At 40.4% G+C, this 19134-nt stretch carries 15 protein-coding genes and 1 riboswitch; of the genes, 6 read left to right on the top strand and 9 right to left on the bottom strand.

What is annotated here, in order from left to right; genetic code table 11:
* The first annotated feature begins 76 nt into the window (after positions 1–76).
* The gene (locus H5089_RS04660; RefSeq protein ID WP_024595193.1) at positions 77–628 is read left to right on the top strand and encodes a DUF4136 domain-containing protein; all 552 of its coding nucleotides are present in this window, start codon (positions 77–79) and stop codon (positions 626–628) included.
* A gap of 377 nt (positions 629–1005) precedes the next feature.
* Here H5089_RS04660 and H5089_RS04655 read toward each other — a convergent pair whose 3' ends face one another.
* Entirely contained in the window at positions 1006–1494 is a 489-nt protein-coding gene (locus H5089_RS04655) for a peptide-methionine (S)-S-oxide reductase (RefSeq protein ID WP_182711582.1), read from the bottom strand.
* 340 nt (positions 1495–1834) lie between these two features.
* Here H5089_RS04655 and H5089_RS04650 point away from each other — a divergent pair, with 340 nt between their 5' ends.
* Positions 1835–3685, top strand: a complete 1851-nt coding sequence (locus H5089_RS04650) for a TonB-dependent siderophore receptor (RefSeq protein ID WP_182711581.1) — start codon at positions 1835–1837, stop codon at positions 3683–3685.
* A gap of 383 nt (positions 3686–4068) precedes the next feature.
* Here H5089_RS04650 and H5089_RS04645 read toward each other — a convergent pair whose 3' ends face one another.
* Positions 4069–4332, bottom strand: coding sequence for a YkgJ family cysteine cluster protein (locus H5089_RS04645; RefSeq protein WP_007375812.1), 264 nt, complete (start codon positions 4330–4332; stop codon positions 4069–4071).
* Between the two features lie 169 nt (positions 4333–4501).
* Here H5089_RS04645 and H5089_RS04640 point away from each other — a divergent pair, with 169 nt between their 5' ends.
* From H5089_RS04640 to H5089_RS04630, 3 genes are all read left to right on the top strand, one after another.
* A complete protein-coding gene (locus H5089_RS04640) occupies positions 4502–5680 on the top strand; it encodes an efflux RND transporter periplasmic adaptor subunit (RefSeq protein WP_182711580.1) in 1179 nt (392 codons plus the stop codon).
* Between the two features lie 2 nt (positions 5681–5682).
* Positions 5683–8832, top strand: a complete 3150-nt coding sequence (locus tag H5089_RS04635; protein ID WP_182711579.1) for an efflux RND transporter permease subunit — start codon at positions 5683–5685, stop codon at positions 8830–8832.
* A 219-nt stretch (positions 8833–9051) separates the two neighbouring features.
* Positions 9052–9942, top strand: a complete 891-nt coding sequence (locus H5089_RS04630; RefSeq protein ID WP_182711578.1) for a dienelactone hydrolase family protein — start codon at positions 9052–9054, stop codon at positions 9940–9942.
* A gap of 77 nt (positions 9943–10019) precedes the next feature.
* Here H5089_RS04630 and rhlP read toward each other — a convergent pair whose 3' ends face one another.
* Genes rhlP through H5089_RS04615 form a run of 3 tightly spaced genes read right to left on the bottom strand, consistent with a single transcriptional unit; the run spans position 10020 to position 12156 of the window.
* On the bottom strand, positions 10020–10844 hold the full coding sequence (rhlP, locus tag H5089_RS04625; RefSeq protein ID WP_182711577.1) for a rhombotarget lipoprotein: 825 nt from the start codon (positions 10842–10844) through the stop codon (positions 10020–10022).
* A gap of 18 nt (positions 10845–10862) precedes the next feature.
* Complete coding sequence (locus H5089_RS04620; protein WP_024597431.1) at positions 10863–11207, bottom strand: lactoylglutathione lyase; 345 nt, start codon at positions 11205–11207, stop codon at positions 10863–10865.
* 13 nt (positions 11208–11220) lie between these two features.
* A complete protein-coding gene (locus H5089_RS04615) occupies positions 11221–12156 on the bottom strand; it encodes a LysR family transcriptional regulator (protein WP_182711576.1) in 936 nt (311 codons plus the stop codon).
* A gap of 132 nt (positions 12157–12288) precedes the next feature.
* Between H5089_RS04615 and H5089_RS04610 the strand changes: the two genes are divergently transcribed.
* Entirely contained in the window at positions 12289–12945 is a 657-nt protein-coding gene (locus H5089_RS04610) for a nitroreductase family protein (RefSeq protein WP_182711575.1), read from the top strand.
* Positions 12946–13025: 80 nt separating this feature from the next.
* Here H5089_RS04610 and ribB read toward each other — a convergent pair whose 3' ends face one another.
* From ribB to carB, 4 genes are all read right to left on the bottom strand, one after another.
* Positions 13026–13679 (bottom strand): 3,4-dihydroxy-2-butanone-4-phosphate synthase, encoded by a 654-nt coding sequence (gene ribB / locus H5089_RS04605; protein ID WP_004335408.1) that lies wholly within the window; start codon positions 13677–13679, stop codon positions 13026–13028.
* A 245-nt stretch (positions 13680–13924) separates the two neighbouring features.
* A riboswitch (FMN riboswitch) is annotated at positions 13925–14096 on the bottom strand.
* 76 nt (positions 14097–14172) lie between these two features.
* Complete coding sequence (locus H5089_RS04600; protein WP_182711574.1) at positions 14173–15231, bottom strand: S66 peptidase family protein; 1059 nt, start codon at positions 15229–15231, stop codon at positions 14173–14175.
* Between the two features lie 158 nt (positions 15232–15389).
* Positions 15390–15866 (bottom strand): transcription elongation factor GreA, encoded by a 477-nt coding sequence (gene greA / locus H5089_RS04595; protein WP_004335404.1) that lies wholly within the window; start codon positions 15864–15866, stop codon positions 15390–15392.
* 48 nt (positions 15867–15914) lie between these two features.
* Entirely contained in the window at positions 15915–19133 is a 3219-nt protein-coding gene (carB, locus tag H5089_RS04590; protein ID WP_039487473.1) for a carbamoyl-phosphate synthase large subunit, read from the bottom strand.
* Position 19134: the final 1 nt, after the last annotated feature.

Below are 19134 nucleotides of genomic sequence, written 5' to 3'. Positions count from 1 at the left end.
TATAGGACGTTTAAATAATACACATTTAAACGATGTGTGTTATTTTAAATTAATGCATTTTATTGGAGCAAACGTAATGAAAAATATACTTATTGTTGCAGCGCTAGCACTACTTACAGCCTGTACACAAACCCCTGATTGGGATTACGATAAATCAGCCAACTTTAGTAATTTTAAAACATTTGCTTGGGTAGAAAACGCCAGCCTAACTAAAGATACAAATAATTACCAAATTAATGGCCTAATGGAAAAACGTGTTCGCACTGCCGTTAACGCAGAACTGAGCCAAACACTAGGTATGAGCTTAGTTGATGCAGCAAATGCTGATGTACTTGTTAACTATCATGCATCGGTAGATAAAGAGCTTGAAGTAGATACATTTAATGTAAACTACCGCCCGCATTGGGGTTATTGGGGTACTGGTTTTCAACGTGACACAACCGCGCGTGAATACGAAGTGGGCACACTGATTATTGATATTGTAGACCGTGAATCTAACCAGCTAGTATGGCGCGGCGCAAAAGAAGGCCGATTAAAGAAAAACCAATCGCCAGAACAACGTGAAGCATCAATTAATAAGACAGTGAGCGAAATATTAAGTAACTTCCCCCCGCAAAAGCAGCAGTAAGTTAAAATTAGCTATAAGTAAGTTTTAAAAAAGCTCACAGTACGTGAGCTTTTTTGTGGGTATGTATTTTTGGGACTTCAGGTTTAAATAATTATGAGCTGCGCTCATCACGTCAGCAAGCTGCACGTCTACAAAATACCGGATTAAACTTTACCTGTAGGCGCTATGCTTGCTTGCGCGAGAAGCGATAGCTTCTAATCACTTACCTTTACCTAACGCTATATTCAACCTTAAATTACGAGCTGCGCTCGTCACGTCAGCAAGCTGCACGTCTACAAAAAACACCGCGTCAAACTTTACCCGTAGGCGCTAAGCTTGCTTACGCGAGAAGCGATAGCTTCTAATTACTTATCTTTGTGCGCTTACCCTACTCAAATTTACGATTTATACTTATGCAATAACTCAAGCGGTATATGGCAGTAATCATCAGGATAATTAGTTAAACGGTCTTGATGCTCAGGATCGCTTGGCACGTAGTTAGTTAGCAGCTCTACCCCTACCACAATTTTATCGGCATCTCTGCGCTTGTTTATATAATTGCTTGCTGCATCTAAATGGCTTTGGTTTTTGCTATAAATGGCAGTGCGGTATTTAGGGCCTACATCATCCCCTTGTTTATTAATGCTATACGGGTCAATAATTTCAAAAAAGTAGTCATACAGCTTATTTAGGCTAACGACTTTTAAATCAAAAATGACTTTTACGCATTCGGCATAACCATCGTATTCGCCGTCAGTGGTTTTGCTTGTACCATTAGCGCGACCTGCTTCAGTACTTATTACGCCTGGTAAGTGCTTTAAAAACTCTTGTACGCCCCACAGGCAGCCACCAGCAAAGTAAATAGTATTTTGTTGTGTCGTATCCATTATAAATGTTACCTAATAAGTAATTATACCGATTGCATTAAAATAGTGTTCTATTATAGCGCCAAGAAAATAGCGCAATAACAAGGCGAAAATTATGACATATAGTTGTTCTATATAAATAATTTTTAACGCAGTGAGTGCGCTATTTAATACGATAGAATGACCATGTTTTTAATAAAGCCGGTATTACGTAAATGGTTATCAAATGCAGTTATTAACAAATTAATGTACAATCGCGCACAAAATGACTGCTGTTACATTTAATTATTTTATCATGCTCAAATATAAGCTTTGAAATTAATTGTAACCGCAGCTACAAATAAAAAATGACGAGAAACACATGAATCGCACACCACACCTTATAATACCTGCAATATTATGCAGCGTTACTGCATTTGCTAATGCTAATACGCTATCTGATGAGTCACCAATCGAGAAAATAACGGTTGAGGCCTCACCCACTGCAAATAAGTTGCCAGTAGGTACATTCGACTCGCCTATTTCTAATTTAGAATATGACCCCCGTGTTGACCTTCAATCGCGTAATATGGCTGAGGCGCAAGCTGATGTAACTATTCGTGGAGGGATTTTTGAAAACACCGGTTTTAGAGTAGGAAGCGTTACCCTGCTTGACCCGCAATCTGGGCATTATTTTGCTGAAATACCCATTGCACCGCAAATGCTAACCGGCCCAGATGTTTTAACCGGTGCCGATAACGCACTTTACGGTATGAATAGCTCTGTAGGTACAGTTTCGTTTGGTTGGAAACCGATTATTACTGGCGGTAGTGTATCCCTTGGTACTGGTACAAACGACTTTAATCTGCAAAGTATTCACGCTGCTAAAAACACACAACTTGATAGCTTAGCTAACTATACTCTGGGCTTTGAAGGTGAGTATTCTCATTCGCAAAGTGATGGCACCATTGATAATGGCGATCATGACTTCTCGCGCGCCTCAGCTCGCGTGCAATTAGCAAGCGAGCATAGCCAAACAGATTTGTTTTTTGGCTCACAAGATAAGTTTTTTGGCTGGCCTAACTTGTACACCCCTTTTGGCGTTAACGAAACTGAAGATTTAGAAACCCGTCTTTGGATGCTTAATCACAAGCAAAACTACGCTGATAACAGCAACTTTGAAGTATCTGCTTATTATCGTACCCATGACGATCACTATATTTACTCTCGCGAAAATCCTAGTGCATTTGAAGCTTTTCATAAAAGCGAAGTTAAATCGTTTGGACTTTCGGGTCGCCATGCACAAAGCGATGCACTGGCAATAAATTACTCTGCACAATTTATTGATGACTCGATTGAATCAACCACACTTGAAAACAACTTTACCTCACGAAAGTATTACAAGCTAAGTATATTGCCCCAATACACAATAGCGCAAAAAAACCAACAGCTTACCTTTCGTTTAGGCGCAGCCTATGACGATACAAATCGTGATGATGCTGAAGTATCAGCTATTGGTGACATAACCTTAAACACCCAAAATAGTGACGGCACAGCACAAACCCTTTACTTATCATACGCGCAAGCGAGTCAAGTTGCAGGCTACACAGCCATTGGCGGCAGCGACTCTGGCGGGTTATTTAGAAGTAACTACAACCTTGAGCGCGAAACCACATCAAACTTGGAGCTAGGTTTATTACTTGAAGAACAAAGCTGGCAGTTAAACTCGGCTATTTTTTATCGAAAAGATAATAACTTGACCGATTGGACCTTTAATTTTGATTCAACCTCAGCGCGCTTTGCAAACCCAGTAGATATTGATACTGCAGGGGTTGAATTTTTAGCGACTAAGCACTTTGATACAGCAAAGCTTATAGCAAGCTACACCTATTTACATAAATCAGAAAACTACGGCGCAGCCGATATTGATGCCAGCTTTTACGCGTTAAACTTTCCTGATCACCGTTTAACACTTGGCGCTGTGTACAACCCAACTGATATTTTAGAATTTAGAATAGATAACGAATGGCGTACACAACACAAAAATTCACTTAGAAACGGCAATGACAATGCGTTATTTACCCAGCTAACGCTTAAAATAACGCCGCCACAGTTGAGTAATTTATTTATCACCTTAGCGGCAGATAACTTATGGGATGAGTCGTTTGAAGAAATACCAGGTACACCTGGGCGCGGTGAGCAATATACGTTAAGCGCAACGTATAGCTGGTAGAAAATAAAGCCAGCGTTTACGAACTCAATTTATACTTTGGTTTGTAAACGCTGTGTTTATTTATATAAAAGTGCAGTTTTTAGGAAAAAATATTACACAAAGAGAAAAGAATTAGGAGTAAATGAGAAAAACAAAAGCCAACTATTACTTTAAATTAATCTCCTCCTCTAAAAGCGCAGCGCCTCCTCCCCTCTTTGTGAATAAATCAGTTTTACAGGCTTTGCCTGTCACGTAAGCAAGCTTCACGTCTACAAAACAAACACAAGCCTACACTTTGGCGGTAAACGTAGAGCTTGCTCGCGTGAAAAGCGCAGCTTTGAATGACGTAAAATAAATACTCAGTAATAAAATAAGTGTAAATAGATGTGTATTAAAAATGAGGATTAAGTGAGCTCTTCGAGCTCTGTAATAAGCGCTAGAGCTTGTGCATTTGTTGACCCGCACACATCAAGCGTGGCGCTAAAATCACTACATACTTTTGGGCGACTTTCGTCACCAAATAACTTACATAAATTACGTTCATCTAGCTGAATACAACGCTCTCCGGCTTTTTTACCATTTGGCATACCTGGAATAGGCGAACTAATACTTGGCGCAATACAACATGCGCCGCAGCCTAGCCTGCAATTCATCGATTCGGTTTTCATAATTTCCTCTGTATAAAAAACACTTACTTTAATTTCTTTTTAGGAACTTAATTAGTCGCATAGTGAGTTGTAACACACACATGTAATGCTTTGTTACATCTTAAAACAGCTTGTAAACACTTTATTGCGTATTATTGCTCTGTCACCACCAATTATGAAGGAATGCCTTGTGGCTACTACAAAACAAATAATACTCCCAATCGCTGTTTTAGCAGGCGGTATTGCTTTAGCTTTCGCCTTTATGGCAATGAAAAAACCACCCGAAGAAAAGCCAGAGCAAGATTTACGTCCTTTAGTAGCAACACAACGCGTACTTTTAGATTCTATAACGCTCGATGTTAAATCGTACGGCATTGTTAAACCAAAGTATCGTACCGAGCTAATAGCACAAGTTAGCGGGCAAGTTATTTCGGTATCAGATCAATTTGTTGAAGGCGCGTTTGTAAAGCAAGGCGATATTTTAGCACGAATTGACGCAAATGATTACGAGGCAGACTTTATTGAAGCGCAAGCGGGTTTAGCACAAGCAAGCTCAGCACTTGAAATAGAACGCGCGCAAGCACATGTCGCTCAAGCTGAGTGGGAGCGCATTAAGTCAGACTCAAGCGACGCTATTGCATCAGAACTTTATTTACGAAAACCACAGCTGGCAGAAAAATTAGCGCGTTACCGCTCTGCTCAAGCAAGTGTTAAGCGTGCTAGCCGCAATCTTGAGCGTACTTATATTAAAGCCCCATACGATGCCATTATTAATGAGCGCACAATTAGCTTGGGTTCAGTAGTAAACCCAGGTAATAGTTTTGGCGCACTAAGCGCAACCTCAGTTGCAGAGGTACGTTTACCGGTTGCCGATCAAGAACTGCAATATTTAAAAAATGGCGGCGTAGGCTCAAATGTTACATTTAACGCAGAATACGCAGGTAAACAAACAATGTGGCAAGCCAAAGTAATTCGCACCGAAGGTGTGGTTGATCAAACAAGCCGCATGAGCTACTTGGTTGCACAACTTGCAACACCTTATGGCGACAAAACACGCCCTCTTCGTTTTGGTTCGTACATTAACGCTACCATTGAAGGTCGCCCGCTTGATAACGCAATTATTGTTGCGCACCACTTAGTTAAAGATAATAAAATTGTAATTTTAAATGACGATTTAACATTGTCGTTTAAAACCCTCAATATTATACGCGAACAAAACGGCATGATTATAGCCAGCCAAGGGTTAAAGAATGGCGAGCAAATTGTTACCTCAGCGCTTGAATACCCAACTGAAGGTATGGCAGTAAAAATTGAAGATATTGCGCCTGATAAAACTGATGTAACTCAACTTGCGCTGAAAGAGGAATAATCATGAACACTCGTGAAACAGGGTTAATAGCATGGTTTGCCCGAAATCCCGTTGCTGCCAACCTACTAATGATATTTATATTAGTAGGCGGTATTTTAATGGCGATGACCATTCGCAAACAAATGTTCCCACAGTTTGAAAGCAACTGGATAAGCGTACAAGCGGTTTACCCAGGTGCAGCCCCGCAAGAGGTTGAAGAAGGCATAACCATAAAAGTTGAAGAAAACCTCGAAGGTATTGAAGGCATTAAACGCCTAATTACGTACTCTAACCGTGGTTTTTCACAAGCGTGGATTGAAATAGAAGAACAATACAATCCACAAGAAGTACTTGATGAAATTAAAGTACAAGTTGATTCAATAAACACCTTTCCTGCGGGGATGGAGCGCCCTGTTGTGCGCCGCGATAAGTTTGAGCAAGAGGTAATGATACTCGCGCTTTACGGCGACATGAGTAATTACCAGTTAAAAGAGCTTGGCAACGATATAAAAGACGAGCTACAAGCACTGCCTCACGTTAACCTTGTTAATTTTAACGGCGGCTTAGAATACGAAATTGGTATAGAAGTCAGCCCTGATAAACTACGCGAGTACGGATTAACATTTAGAGATATTGCAGGTGCTGTGCAAAATTTTTCGGCAAATATGTCGGCGGGGCAAATACGCTCTGAAAATGGTTATATTTCGATGCGTGTTGAAAAACAAGCCTACCGTGGTTTTGAGTTTGAAAAACTGCCACTTATTACCCTTGCTGATGGCGCACAAATTTATTTAGGCGATGTTGCAACTATTAATGATGGCTTTGAAGAAGGTCTACAATATTCAAAATACAATGGTAAAAATTCACTCTCGTTTGAAGTAAACGCATCAAAAGATCAAGACATTACCGATGTAGCAAAAGTACTTAAAAGCTACATGGCAACTAAAGAGCCACTTTTACCTGCAGGCGTTAAGCTCTCTCCTATTGTTGATTTAACTTACTACCTTGAAGGTCGACTCGATATGATGGTCGATAACATGATTTGGGGTGGCTTGTTAGTAATGATAGTGCTGGCACTATTTTTACCGCTCCGCTTAGCATTTTGGGTAATGATGGGCTTACCGGTTTCGTTTTTAGGCGCCTTTTTGTTTATGCCTATTGGCTTTTTAGATGTAACAATTAACCTAGCCTCTCTTTTTGCCTTTATACTTGTACTCGGGATTGTTGTTGATGACGCCATAGTTGTGGGCGAGTCAGCCAGTGCCGAAATAGAAAAATACGGCCACACACTTGATAACGTTGTACGCGGTGTAAAACGCGTTGCGATGCCAGCAACCTTTGGTGTGCTAACGACTATTGCTGCATTTTTACCACAAACACTCGCAACCGGCCCTGGTGCTGCTTTTTCTAAGGCCATTGGTGGCGTGATTATTTTATGTTTGATTTTTTCACTCATTGAATCAAAACTTATTTTGCCTGCACATATTGCAGCAATGAACCCACGTAAACCAAATCCTAAAAACCTATTACATCGCTTACGTATGGTGATTGATAGCAGCTTAAAAGGCTTTGTGAATAACTACTACCTTCCTTTTGTTAGCCGCTGTATTCATTATCGCTATACAGTGATTGTCGGCTTTATGTGTTTGCTTATTGTAAGCGCAGGTATGTTTGCAGGTGGTTTAGTTAAGTTTGTACCAAACCCTAAAATACCGCACGACTTTCCACGTATTGATATAGAAATGAACCTTGCTTCATCTGAGCAAGCAACGCTTGAAACCGCACGTAAAATAGAAAGCGTGTTGTTAAAGGTCGATCAGCAACTACAAGAGCAATACGGTAAACCGATGATCCGCGATTTATCGGTAAGCCTGCGCGGGCGAACTGAAGCAAATATTATGGCCATTTTGGTAGAGCCTGACTTACGCCCTATCGACACCTTTGCCCTAAGTGCGTTATGGCGCGAGCAAATGCCCGCCCTACCAGGCATTAAAACCATGACCATTCAAGACAGTATAATGAATGGCGGTCGAGATGATGGCGACGTTAGCTTTAAACTTGAAGGCAAAAATGCTAACGAGCTAAAAGAAGTGGCTGGTAAATTAAAAGCCAAATTACAAACAATGGAAGGTGTTGGCGACGTAAACGACTCAATGCAAAGTGCCACCGACGAAGTGCAACTTGATTTAAAACCACTCGCTTATAGCATGGGTTTAACGCTTGCTGATGTCGCATCGCAAGTTAGCTTTAGTTACTACGGCTTAGAAGCGCAGCGAATATTGCGTGAAGGCGAAGAAATTAAAGTCATGATCCGCTATCCAGAAGACGAACGTAACTCAATTAGTGACATCGCAAGTGTGCGTATTATTACACCTACTGGCGCTGAAGTACCGCTAAGTGAAGTAGCCGAAGTTAAGCTTGTTGACGGTGTTAACCGTATCCGCCGCGAAAACTCTAAACGTACTGTAAACGTATGGGCTGCGGTAAATACCGACCAAGCCGAACCATTTGCGATTGCAGAAGAAATTCGTGATGAATACTTACCAACATTACTTAAAAGCTACCCTGGCGTTACAAGTGATGTAGCTGGGCGCATTCAAGAAGAAATGGATAGCGCTTCAGAGCAGCTTCGTGATTTTGGTATATCAATGATGATTATATTTGCCTTGTTAGCCATTCCGCTTCGCTCTTACTCGCAGCCACTTATTATAATGTCGGTTATTCCGTTTGGTGTAGTGGGCGCGATGTTTGGGCATATGATTTTAGGTATGACCATGAGTAGCTTATCGATGTTTGGCATTATTGCTGTAGCGGGTGTGGTCGTAAATGATTCCCTCGTTATGGTTGATTTTGTAAACAAAGCACGCGCTGAAGGTGTTGCGATTAAGGATGCTGTAATGCAAGCCGGTGCTCGTCGCTTTAGAGCGATATTACTTACCTCAATCACTACCTTTATTGGTGTAATGCCAATTATTTTTGAAACGAGTTTACAAGCTAAAATTGTTATCCCAATGGCTGTATCACTTGCTTTTGGTGTGTTATTTGCCACAGTAATTACACTGATACTTATACCGTGCCAGTATGTTGCACTAGAAGATGCTAAACGATTAGTACGTAAAATGCGTGGCAAGCCACCACTAGTAGATGCCCAACCAGCGCCTACTCACAGCTAAATTAAGTAACATCCCAACCAAAAAAGCTCGGTATATTATGTCGAGCTTTTTATTTTTAGCTTAAAAATGATATTCACCTATTTGCTAACATTACTTATTTTTTAACACGCAGGATTAATTACCAGTCCTAATAATTGATAGAAATATTGCTCGTTTTTTATCTCTAATACGTTATGGTATTTAAATAATAAATAGACATAATAAAATTAAGGAACAGCCATGAATACATCTCCCTCTGATCACATTCCTCAAGAAGCCTTTGATTGGTATGACGAGTACGCCCACGGTTTAATGGACCGACGTACTTTTATGAAAAAACTCGGTGGCCTTGCTGCACTTGGCTTTTCGATGGCTGTACTTACATCGGCATTATTACCTAATTACGCACTGGCTGAACAAGTGTCGTTTAACGATGACGATATAACGGCAACGTACGAAGAATTCGATTCGCCAGACGGACACGGTAAAGGCAAAGGTTACTTAGCAACCCCTAAAAATGTAGAGGGTAAGCTTCCTGTTGTACTCGTGGTACACGAAAACCGTGGATTAAACCCATACGTAAAGGATGTAGCAAGACGCTTAGCGAAGGTAGGTTTTATTGCATTTGCGCCCGATGCGCTCTTTCCACTGGGTGGCTACCCTGGTAACGATGATGAAGGACGCGCTATGCAAAAAACCATGGACCGCGCTAAAATTCAAAACGATTTTGTAGCCGCAGCACACTTTTTAAAATCGCATGCTAACAGTAACGGTAAACTTGGCGCTGTGGGCTTTTGTTTTGGTGGCTACATTGTTAATTATTTAGCGGCAGTAGATAGTAATTTAATCAGCGCCGGAGTGCCTTTTTACGGTACTCCAGCCAGCGAAAGTTTACGTAAAAACATTAAAGCACCATTAATGATTCAATTAGGCGAGCTTGATAAACGTGTAAACGCGTCGTGGCCACAGTACGAACAAGACTTAAAAGCCAATAACGTTGAGTACACTATGTATATGTATAAAGGGGCAAATCATGGATTTCATAACGACTCTACAGGTCGATATGATAAGGACAATGCCGAGCTTGCATGGCAACGTACCGTTGAGTTTTTTAATAAAAAGCTAAGTTAAGCTAAGTTAGCGAATAAAAAATAATGCCACCTGCTCAAAGTAGGTGGCATTATTAAAGTACTTAGCTATTTTTTGCTTTAAACTTTTTTGCTACGCATAACTAATAACGACAACAAAACGAGTATATAAATACTCAAAGATCCACCGCTGCTGGAGCCATCTTTATTTTCGACTTTTGCAATTTTCTCTTCTTTAACACGTGTTTTAAACCTTGCTAGTTCTGCATCTAAATTAGTACTCATATCACTAACCGCTAGATTAAAACCTTCAGCCGACTTTTCAGATAACGTTTCATCAATACCTATTGCTGTTGTTCTTTTTTCAAGCTTACTTATACCTGGTGCTCTAAATAGCATTTTTCTACTTTTAATATCAAAAACAGCTGTATCCACAAAGGTTTGGATTGTATTTTCATTACCTGGAATAACGTACATACCCACTATTGTCCAATAAAGTAAGGCTGCATTATTTTCATAAGATTGCGTAATTTGATCATATGAAACCAGTGCCATTACATCTACATCGTAAAGTCGCCCTACTTGCTCGAGTGTTGCAAAACCTTCACCACCCTTTAAATAGGTGCTTGGTATAACTTCAATGCGGTCAATGTAATCATATTGAAGAAATGACTTTTTTACTTTTTCGAGTAATTCGACTTGGTTTTGGGTCTCTAACCCGTCTGGCTGCCAGTTTTTAGACGGTACAAATGCAATTCCGACGGTAACAGGGAGTTTTAAAACAGGTATTTCAGGTTTATAGGTAGCACGGCTTTGTTGATCAGGATATAAAAAATCCATTAAGCTACTAGATTGTGTATTTTTACCTGTATTGTTACTCATAAACGAGCTACAAGAAGCAAGTAAGGCCGCCATCAAAATGATTATATATTTATTAAATTTCATATTTATTCCTTTTTATTTTTAATTTAATTCAGTTACGTGCCAAAGCTCACCCGATGGTCCCCATAAGTAAATAACGCTACCCCAAGGTTCTTGCTTTATACCCTCAAAGCGGATGTCAAAACCGTTTAGGTTACTAATGAGTTCGTATGCTTCATCTATATTTAACACACAAAGTTGCAGCATTAAGTTTTCAGCAAACGTTTTATTATAATAACGCTGTAAAAAGAACGTACATTCGCCAAAGGTACACACACATAAATCATTTGAGGCATCTTCAATCTTAAATCCAAGCGCTTTATAAAAGCGCTGAGATTGCTCATAGCTTTTACAGGGAATAAAAACCCTAATATCATCAACTTGCATAACTCTTCCTTAATTAGCTCAGTACGCTTTTATCAATAATTCCTTTATTTACCAACTGCTGCAAAATTGCTTGGGATTTTGCTCTGCATGCATCACGTAGTAAACGCACCGCAGGGGTTATTGACTGCCTACTTGGGCAAATAAGCCAAAGTTCACCATTAACATGTTGATAATTTGGCATTACGGTAACCACCCTGTCGTTAAGCAAATCGTCGGCTATATCAAGTGCCGACTTTACAGCTAAGCCCTTACCCGCAACGCACCAGCGCCTTACTAAATCGCCGTCGTTTGAGGCGCGCCTGCCACCCATTTTAACTTTAAATTTTGACTCACCATCACTGAATTCCCACGTATTATTTATAATATCCTGCAACTGATAAAACAAACCTTGATGCGACGCTAGATCATCAGGATGCACGGGAGTCCCGTTTTGTAAGAGGTATTCGTCAGTTGCACATAATAAGCGTGGTACGTTACAAATTTTAAAACCATAAACACTTGCATCATTAGGCGAGCCATAACGAAGTGCTATATCAACTGAGTCACGATAAAAGTCGATATTACTATCACTTATATGTGTTCGTAGGCTTAACTTAGGATAACTATCCATGAGCTCATCAATCCATGGGATCACTAAATTGCGCCCCAAATCAGATGAAAGTGCAACACGTAACTCCCCTTCGATTTCGTCATGTTCACCTTTAAGGTTTTGCTTTGCAAGTTCAAGTACTGCTAAAGCCTGCTCACATTGTGGTATGTAGCGCTCCCCAGCAGCCGATAACCTTAAATGACGTGTTGTACGAACAAATAGTTCACTACCAAGCGCAGACTCAACACGCTTAATAGCAGCGCTTGCTGTGGCTGTACGCATATCTAATTTAGCAGCTGCAAGCGTAATGCTTCTAAACTCAGCGACTTTTAAAATAAGTTTTAAATCTTCTATATTCATATTATCTATTTATATTTGATAATGATTCAATGATTATGCGATTTATTTAATGCAAAGCAAGCTGTATTATTTATACATAAAGTAAATGACGAATACTTTGTACAGCTAATCTTATTTATTTTGGAGAAACCAATGACTCACCCTATTATTAATGACTTAGAAAAGCGTTACACAGCAAAACGTTACGATGCAACGAAACGTGTATCTCAAGACGATTTAGCAGTTATTTACGAAGCTATGCGCTTATCTCCATCATCAATTAACTCGCAACCTTGGAAATTCATCGTAATTGAATCAGATGAAGCCAAAGAGCGTATGCACAGTACATTTGCTAATAAATTTGCGTTTAACCAGCCACATATTAAAACAGCTTCTCATATAATATTGTTCGCTCACAATCCTAAATATACCCGCGATGACTACGCACAAGTTATTGATGCAGATGTTAAAAATGGCCGTACTAAAGCAGAAAATCGCGAACAAGCTTTTGGTGCTTATGCGTTTGTTGATATGAATACTGATGAGCAAGGCGTTAATGAAGAGTGGACTAAAGCACAAACTTACATTGCACTGGGTAACACTATGCATGCCGCTGCACGTTTAGGCATTGATTCAACCCCAATGGAAGGCGTAGATGCCGAGCTGATTGGCGAAGTCTTTGAAAAAGAACTCGATGGTTACGTATGCGACGTGGCATTAGTGCTTGGCTATCATGATAGCGCTGAAGATTATAATGCTAAATTACCTAAATCTCGCTTAGCAAAAGAGCAAGTTATTCAGGTTTTATAAGTAATACGTTATAAACTTAAATGATAACAATATTAAAAAACCACTTATTTAAATAAGTGGTTTTTTTGCTTTAAAGCAGTTTAACTTACTTTGCGCTGTGCAGCCTGAATGTATTGCACTAAATCTTCAATAGAAACAACGGTCATATTATGTTTATTAGCATAATCACTCACCTCAGGTAAGCGCGCCATTGAACCATCAGGATTTGTTAGTTCGCAAATTACGCCAAATGGTTTTAAGCCGGCAAGTTGCATTAAATCAACGGATGCTTCGGTATGACCGCGACGCACTAATACGCCACCCGTTTGTGCTTTTAAACCAAATACATGCCCTGGGCGCGATAAATCACTTGGTTTTGCATTATCCGCTGTCGCTGCTTTTATAGTAGTTACTCTATCAGCAGCAGACACGCCTGTTGTAACGCCATGCTTAGCTTCAATAGTGACTGTATAAGCGGTGTTATTTTGACTCGTATTCTTAGCTACCATTTGCGGTAAATCGAGCTGTTTAATGCGTTCCTCCCCCATGCATAAGCAAACAATGCCGCTGCCTTCGCGGATCATTTCGGCCATTTGAGAAGTCGTTAAATGCTCAGCTGAAAAAACAAAGTCGCCTTCATTTTCACGGTTTTCATCATCAACAACAAGTACGCCTTGGCCTTGCTGTAGTGCAGTGATGGCGCTTTGTACGCGGGTATGGCTTTCGCCGAATTGAGTAAGTAGAGACTGAATCATCATTATATTCCAAATAAAAATAATAGATTCAGGACTGTGAAAGGATCAGTAATACATCACTTAAATTTAAAGCGATCACTACCAAAATAGCTTAAATAAAATAACAAAAAGCACGCAGCAAAATGCAGCGCACACTGTTATACCAATAACATTAAATTAGTGACTAATTATAGCGCAAAGAAAATAGCTCACTTAACGCGATACAACGGTCATGTCTTTAATAAAATTGGTTTTAGTATAATAAGCCATATTCTCTTTCATCCGGACTGTAACCGTCGGCTCTGGCATCTCACCAGATCTGCTTGACCTTTACTTAACCTAAAATAAGTTAAATAAAGCGCTCGCGGGCTCGTTTAAGTCATAAAAAACATTAAACATACCGCCGGTGGGGAATTTCACCCCGCCCTGAGAATTTACAGTAAGCATTAGCACTTACTGTAGGCATATTATACGCTTGTATTTATTTGTTTTTCAAAACTAAATACAATAAAAACTACGAAAGTTGAATATTTAACGATGCGCGATCTACTATACCTTCGTTTATATCAGCAACTAGCGTACAGGTAGCACCATTTACCAAATTTAAGTTAGGTTGAACGTGCCCTATATCCGCATCAAAAATTACAGGAAATAAACACCCACCTAGCGCTACATCTAACGCATGGCGATAATCAAAGGCATCGTAATGACCTTGTGTTATTTCACTTCGCCCTAAAACCAAGCCATTGATATCATCAAATATACCGGCTAATTTTAATGACAGTAAAAATCGTGCAACGGTTGTTGGTGTAAGTTCTGAGTTTTCGAGGTATAAAATAAGCCCTTCGGGCGCACTGTTCTTTTTAAACTCATGCAGCGCTAAAAATGGCGAGTCGAGCAATAAACCTACGGTATCTAAACACCCACCAAATAACCGACCAGACATTTCTATGGTACGTTTATCTGCATAGTTTAAACATTGCCAGTTTGTGGGCTCACTCGGGCTGAGTAATTCGTTCGGGTTTTGCGCGTAATTAGGCTTATTTTTTTGGTATAAAGAAGAAGGACCTTGCTCAAACTTACTACCGGCTTCGTAGGTCAGAGTTTCAAATATTTGTAAGCTGTACGGATTTTTTTCATCTGGGTGTAACTGCATAAGATTGGCGCTGTGGAGGGTTGCCCATTGGCACTTAGCAGTGAGTGCACATGCAATAGTACTCACATCAGAAAAACCAACTAACCACTTAGGCTTTGCTTCTTTAATGGCGTTAAAATCAAGTAGTGGCAGTATTTCCATTGCCAGCTCACCACCCATTGGCGGCATAATCGCATCTATTTCATCATCTAATAAAAAACCCATTAGCTGCTTAGCATGCGCTTTAGCATTAAGCTGTTCGCGTGGTTTGTTTTGACGTAAAAACTCGCCTTCAACAACATTATACCCTCGTTGTTGTAGTCCATTTATAACAATATCTAAGCGTCCGTGATACTTTTCTTTTAGCCCAGATGAAAGCGAGCAAATAGCAATTTTAGAGCCTACTTTTAAAGGCGCTGGGTAAAGTATATTAGCCATTGAGTGTTCCTTTTAATGAAGTGATTATGTACCTATATCATCATGCTCACTCTTTATGCAATATGAACACCCTTATCAGTATAGTGATTTATTTAAGGCATAAAAAAACCGATGTAAATACATCGGTTTTTATTTAAAACGTTAAAGTGAGTTATGCGTTAAAGATACTCAACTTCAATGATTTCGTACTCAACGATACCTTTTGGCGTTTGGATAGACACTGCATCGTCTACTTGTTTACCAATTAAGCCACGTGCAATCGGTGAATTAACAGAAATTAAGTTGTTTTTAATATCTGCTTCATCATCGCCTACAATACGGTATTTTACTTCAGCATCCGTATCTACATTTACTATAGTTACGGTAGTACCAAAAATAACTTTTCCCGTATTTGGCATTTTAGTTACGTCGATTATCTGAACATTTGAAAGTTTAGCTTCAATTTCTTGAATACGACCTTCACAAAAACCCTGTTGCTCACGTGCAGCGTGGTACTCAGCGTTTTCTTTTAAGTCACCGTGTTCACGCGCAACAGCAATGTCGGCGATAATTTTTGGACGGGTAACTGTTTTTAATTCGTTAAGCTCTTTGCGCAGTAAATCTGCGCCACGAACTGTCATCGGAATTGATTGCATACTTTTCTCACTTAACACCAAGGCCCTAGTTGGCCTTGGCACATTTCCTTAGTTCAATCGCAGGTGTAGCTCTTGAACTGACGTTACTTTACTACGGTCATCTGCTTTGTTAGCAGTACAGTTAGCAAAAGCCGCGTTCAAGGTTGTCGTATAGTTGGTTTTATTTTGCAATGCACCACGACGTAACACCTTCGAATCTTCGATCGCTTGGCGACCTTCGGTGGTATTAACGATATAGCTGTACTCTTTATTCTTGATATAATCAAGAATATGCGGGCGGCCTTCATATACTTTGTTTACACGTCGTACTTCAATGCCAGCTTCTTCAAGAGCTTGTGCCGTGCCACCCGTTGCGTCAAGTTCAAAACCTAAGTCGGTCATAATCTTGGCTAATTCAACAATGCGTGGCTTATCGCTATTACGAACAGATAATAACGCGCGACCACCGCGTGGTAAAGTGTTGCTTGCACCTAATTGTGCTTTTGCGAATGCTTCGGCGAAAGTATCACCAACACCCATCACTTCACCCGTTGAGCGCATCTCAGGGCCACGAATTGGATCCACACCCTGAAACTTAGCAAATGGTAAAACAACTTCTTTAACGCTGTAATAAGGAGGGATCACTTCTTTAGTAATACCTTGGCTTGCCAAAGACTGACCCGCCATACAACGAGCCGCCACTTTTGCAAGCGCTACACCGGTTGCTTTTGATACAAACGGTACAGTACGTGCGGCACGCGGGTTAACTTCAATTAAGTACACTTTGCCATCTTTTACAGCAAACTGTGTATTCATTAAGCCAACAACACCAAGCTCAAGCGCCATATCGGTTACTTGCTTGCGCATTACATCTTGCACTTCTTGCGATAAAGAATGTGCTGGTAATGAACATGCTGAGTCACCAGAGTGAACACCGGCTTGCTCAATGTGCTCCATGATACCGCCAATAATTACTTGCTCACCGTCGCAAATTGCGTCAACGTCAACTTCAATTGCGTTATCTAAGAAACGGTCCAGTAATACAGGTGCTTCGTTTGATGCAGATACAGCTTCGGTCATGTAGCGACGTAAATCGTCTTCATCGTATACAATTTCCATTGCACGACCACCTAGTACATACGACGGACGTACAACTAGTGGAAAACCAATTTCGACTGATTTAAGTAGTGCTTCTTCAGTTGAAGTTACTGTTGCATTTTCTGGCTGAAGTAAGTTCAAACGCTCAACAAGTTGTTGGAAACGTTCGCGGTCTTCTGCACGGTCAATCGCATCAGGTGAAGTACCTATTACTGGAACGCCATTCGCTTCAAGCTCACGCGCTAATTTAAGTGGTGTTTGACCACCGTACTGCACGATAACGCCTTTTGGCTTTTCAACACGTACGATTTCGAGTACGTCTTCAAGTGTAATTGGCTCAAAGTATAGTCTATCAGATGTATCGTAATCGGTAGAAACCGTTTCAGGGTTACAGTTAACCATAATTGTTTCATAACCGTCTTCGCGAAGCGCAAGCGAGGCATGTACACAACAGTAATCAAATTCAATACCTTGACCGATACGGTTAGGACCGCCACCAATAACCATGATTTTGTCTTTATCTGTTGGGTTTGCTTCACACTCTTCATCGTAAGATGAGTACATGTAAGCTGTGTCTGAGCTAAATTCTGCGGCGCACGTATCAACACGCTTGTATACTGGCACGATGTTTAATAGGTGACGTTTTTTACGAATTTCAGCTTCAGATACACCAGCAATTTCAGCTATACGTGGATCTGCGAAACCTTTGCGTTTAAGTTTACGTAGGAAGTCGGCATTTAAACCAGCCATACCTACTTCACCAATTTTTGCTTCGTCTTTTAAAATATCTTCTATTTGTACTAAGAACCAGCGATTAACTTTAGTCAGCTCATAAACATCATCAACGCTCATACCATGGCGCATTGCATCGGCAATGTACCAGATACGCTCAGCACCTGGCTCACGTAATTCGCGGATGATTTTTTCTTTAGCTTTAGGGTCATCAAGTGCAACTATTGGGTTAAAACCTGTTGCGCCCACTTCAAGACCACGTAATGCTTTGTGTAATGATTCTTGTTGGTTACGACCAATCGCCATTACTTCGCCAACTGATTTCATTTGCGTAGTTAAGCGATCGTTAGCACCGGCAAATTTTTCAAAGTTAAAGCGAGGAATTTTTGTTACAACGTAATCGATTGAAGGCTCAAAAGATGCTGGAGTTTTACCGCCAGTAATATCGTTTTGAAGTTCATCAAGCGTATAACCTACTGCTAGCTTTGCAGCAATTTTAGCAATTGGGAAACCCGTTGCTTTTGATGCAAGTGCAGATGAACGTGATACGCGTGGGTTCATCTCAATGATAACCATACGGCCATCTTCAGGATTAATACCAAACTGCACGTTAGAACCGCCAGTTTCTACACCAATTTCACGTAATACCGCCATAGAGGCGTTACGCATAATTTGGTATTCTTTGTCGGTTAGCGTTTGCGCTGGTGCAACGGTGATTGAATCGCCAGTGTGAACACCCATAGGGTCAAAGTTTTCAATGGTACAAACAATAATACAGTTATCGTTTTTATCACGTACAACTTCTGTTTCGTACTCTTTCCAACCAATCAGTGATTCATCAATCAATAATTCGTTTGTTGGCGATAAGTCTAAACCGCGCTCACAAATTTCTTCAAACTCTTCCATGTTGTAAGCAACACCGCCACCGGTGCCACCCATGGTGAAAGAAGGACGAATGATACATGGTAAGCCAATTCGGCTCATTGTATCTTTAGCTTCTTCCATTGAGTGAGCAATTTCAGCACGAGGACATTCAAGGCCAATGTTTTTCATTGCTACGTCAAAGCGTTCACGGTTTTCTGCTTTGTCGATTGCATCCGCCGTTGCGCCAATTAGCTCAACGCCGTGCTTAGCCAACACACCGTGCTTGTCTAAATCAAGTGCACAGTTTAATGCTGTTTGACCACCCATTGTAGGCAGTACTGCATCTGGCTTTTCTTTTTCAATAATTTTTTCTACCACTTCCCAGTGAATTGGTTCGATGTAGGTAGCATCGGCCATTTCAGGATCGGTCATGATAGTTGCAGGGTTTGAGTTAACTAATATAACTCTATAGCCTTCTTCTCTAAGTGCTTTACACGCTTGAGCACCAGAGTAGTCAAATTCACAAGCTTGACCAATTACAATTGGGCCTGCGCCTAAGATAAGAATGCTTTTTATGTCGGTACGTTTTGGCATT

The organism is Pseudoalteromonas sp. SR45-1 (assembly GCF_014163655.1).
Lineage (GTDB): Bacteria > Pseudomonadota > Gammaproteobacteria > Enterobacterales > Alteromonadaceae > Pseudoalteromonas > Pseudoalteromonas distincta.
This window is presented reverse-complemented; position numbering and strand designations above follow the sequence as displayed.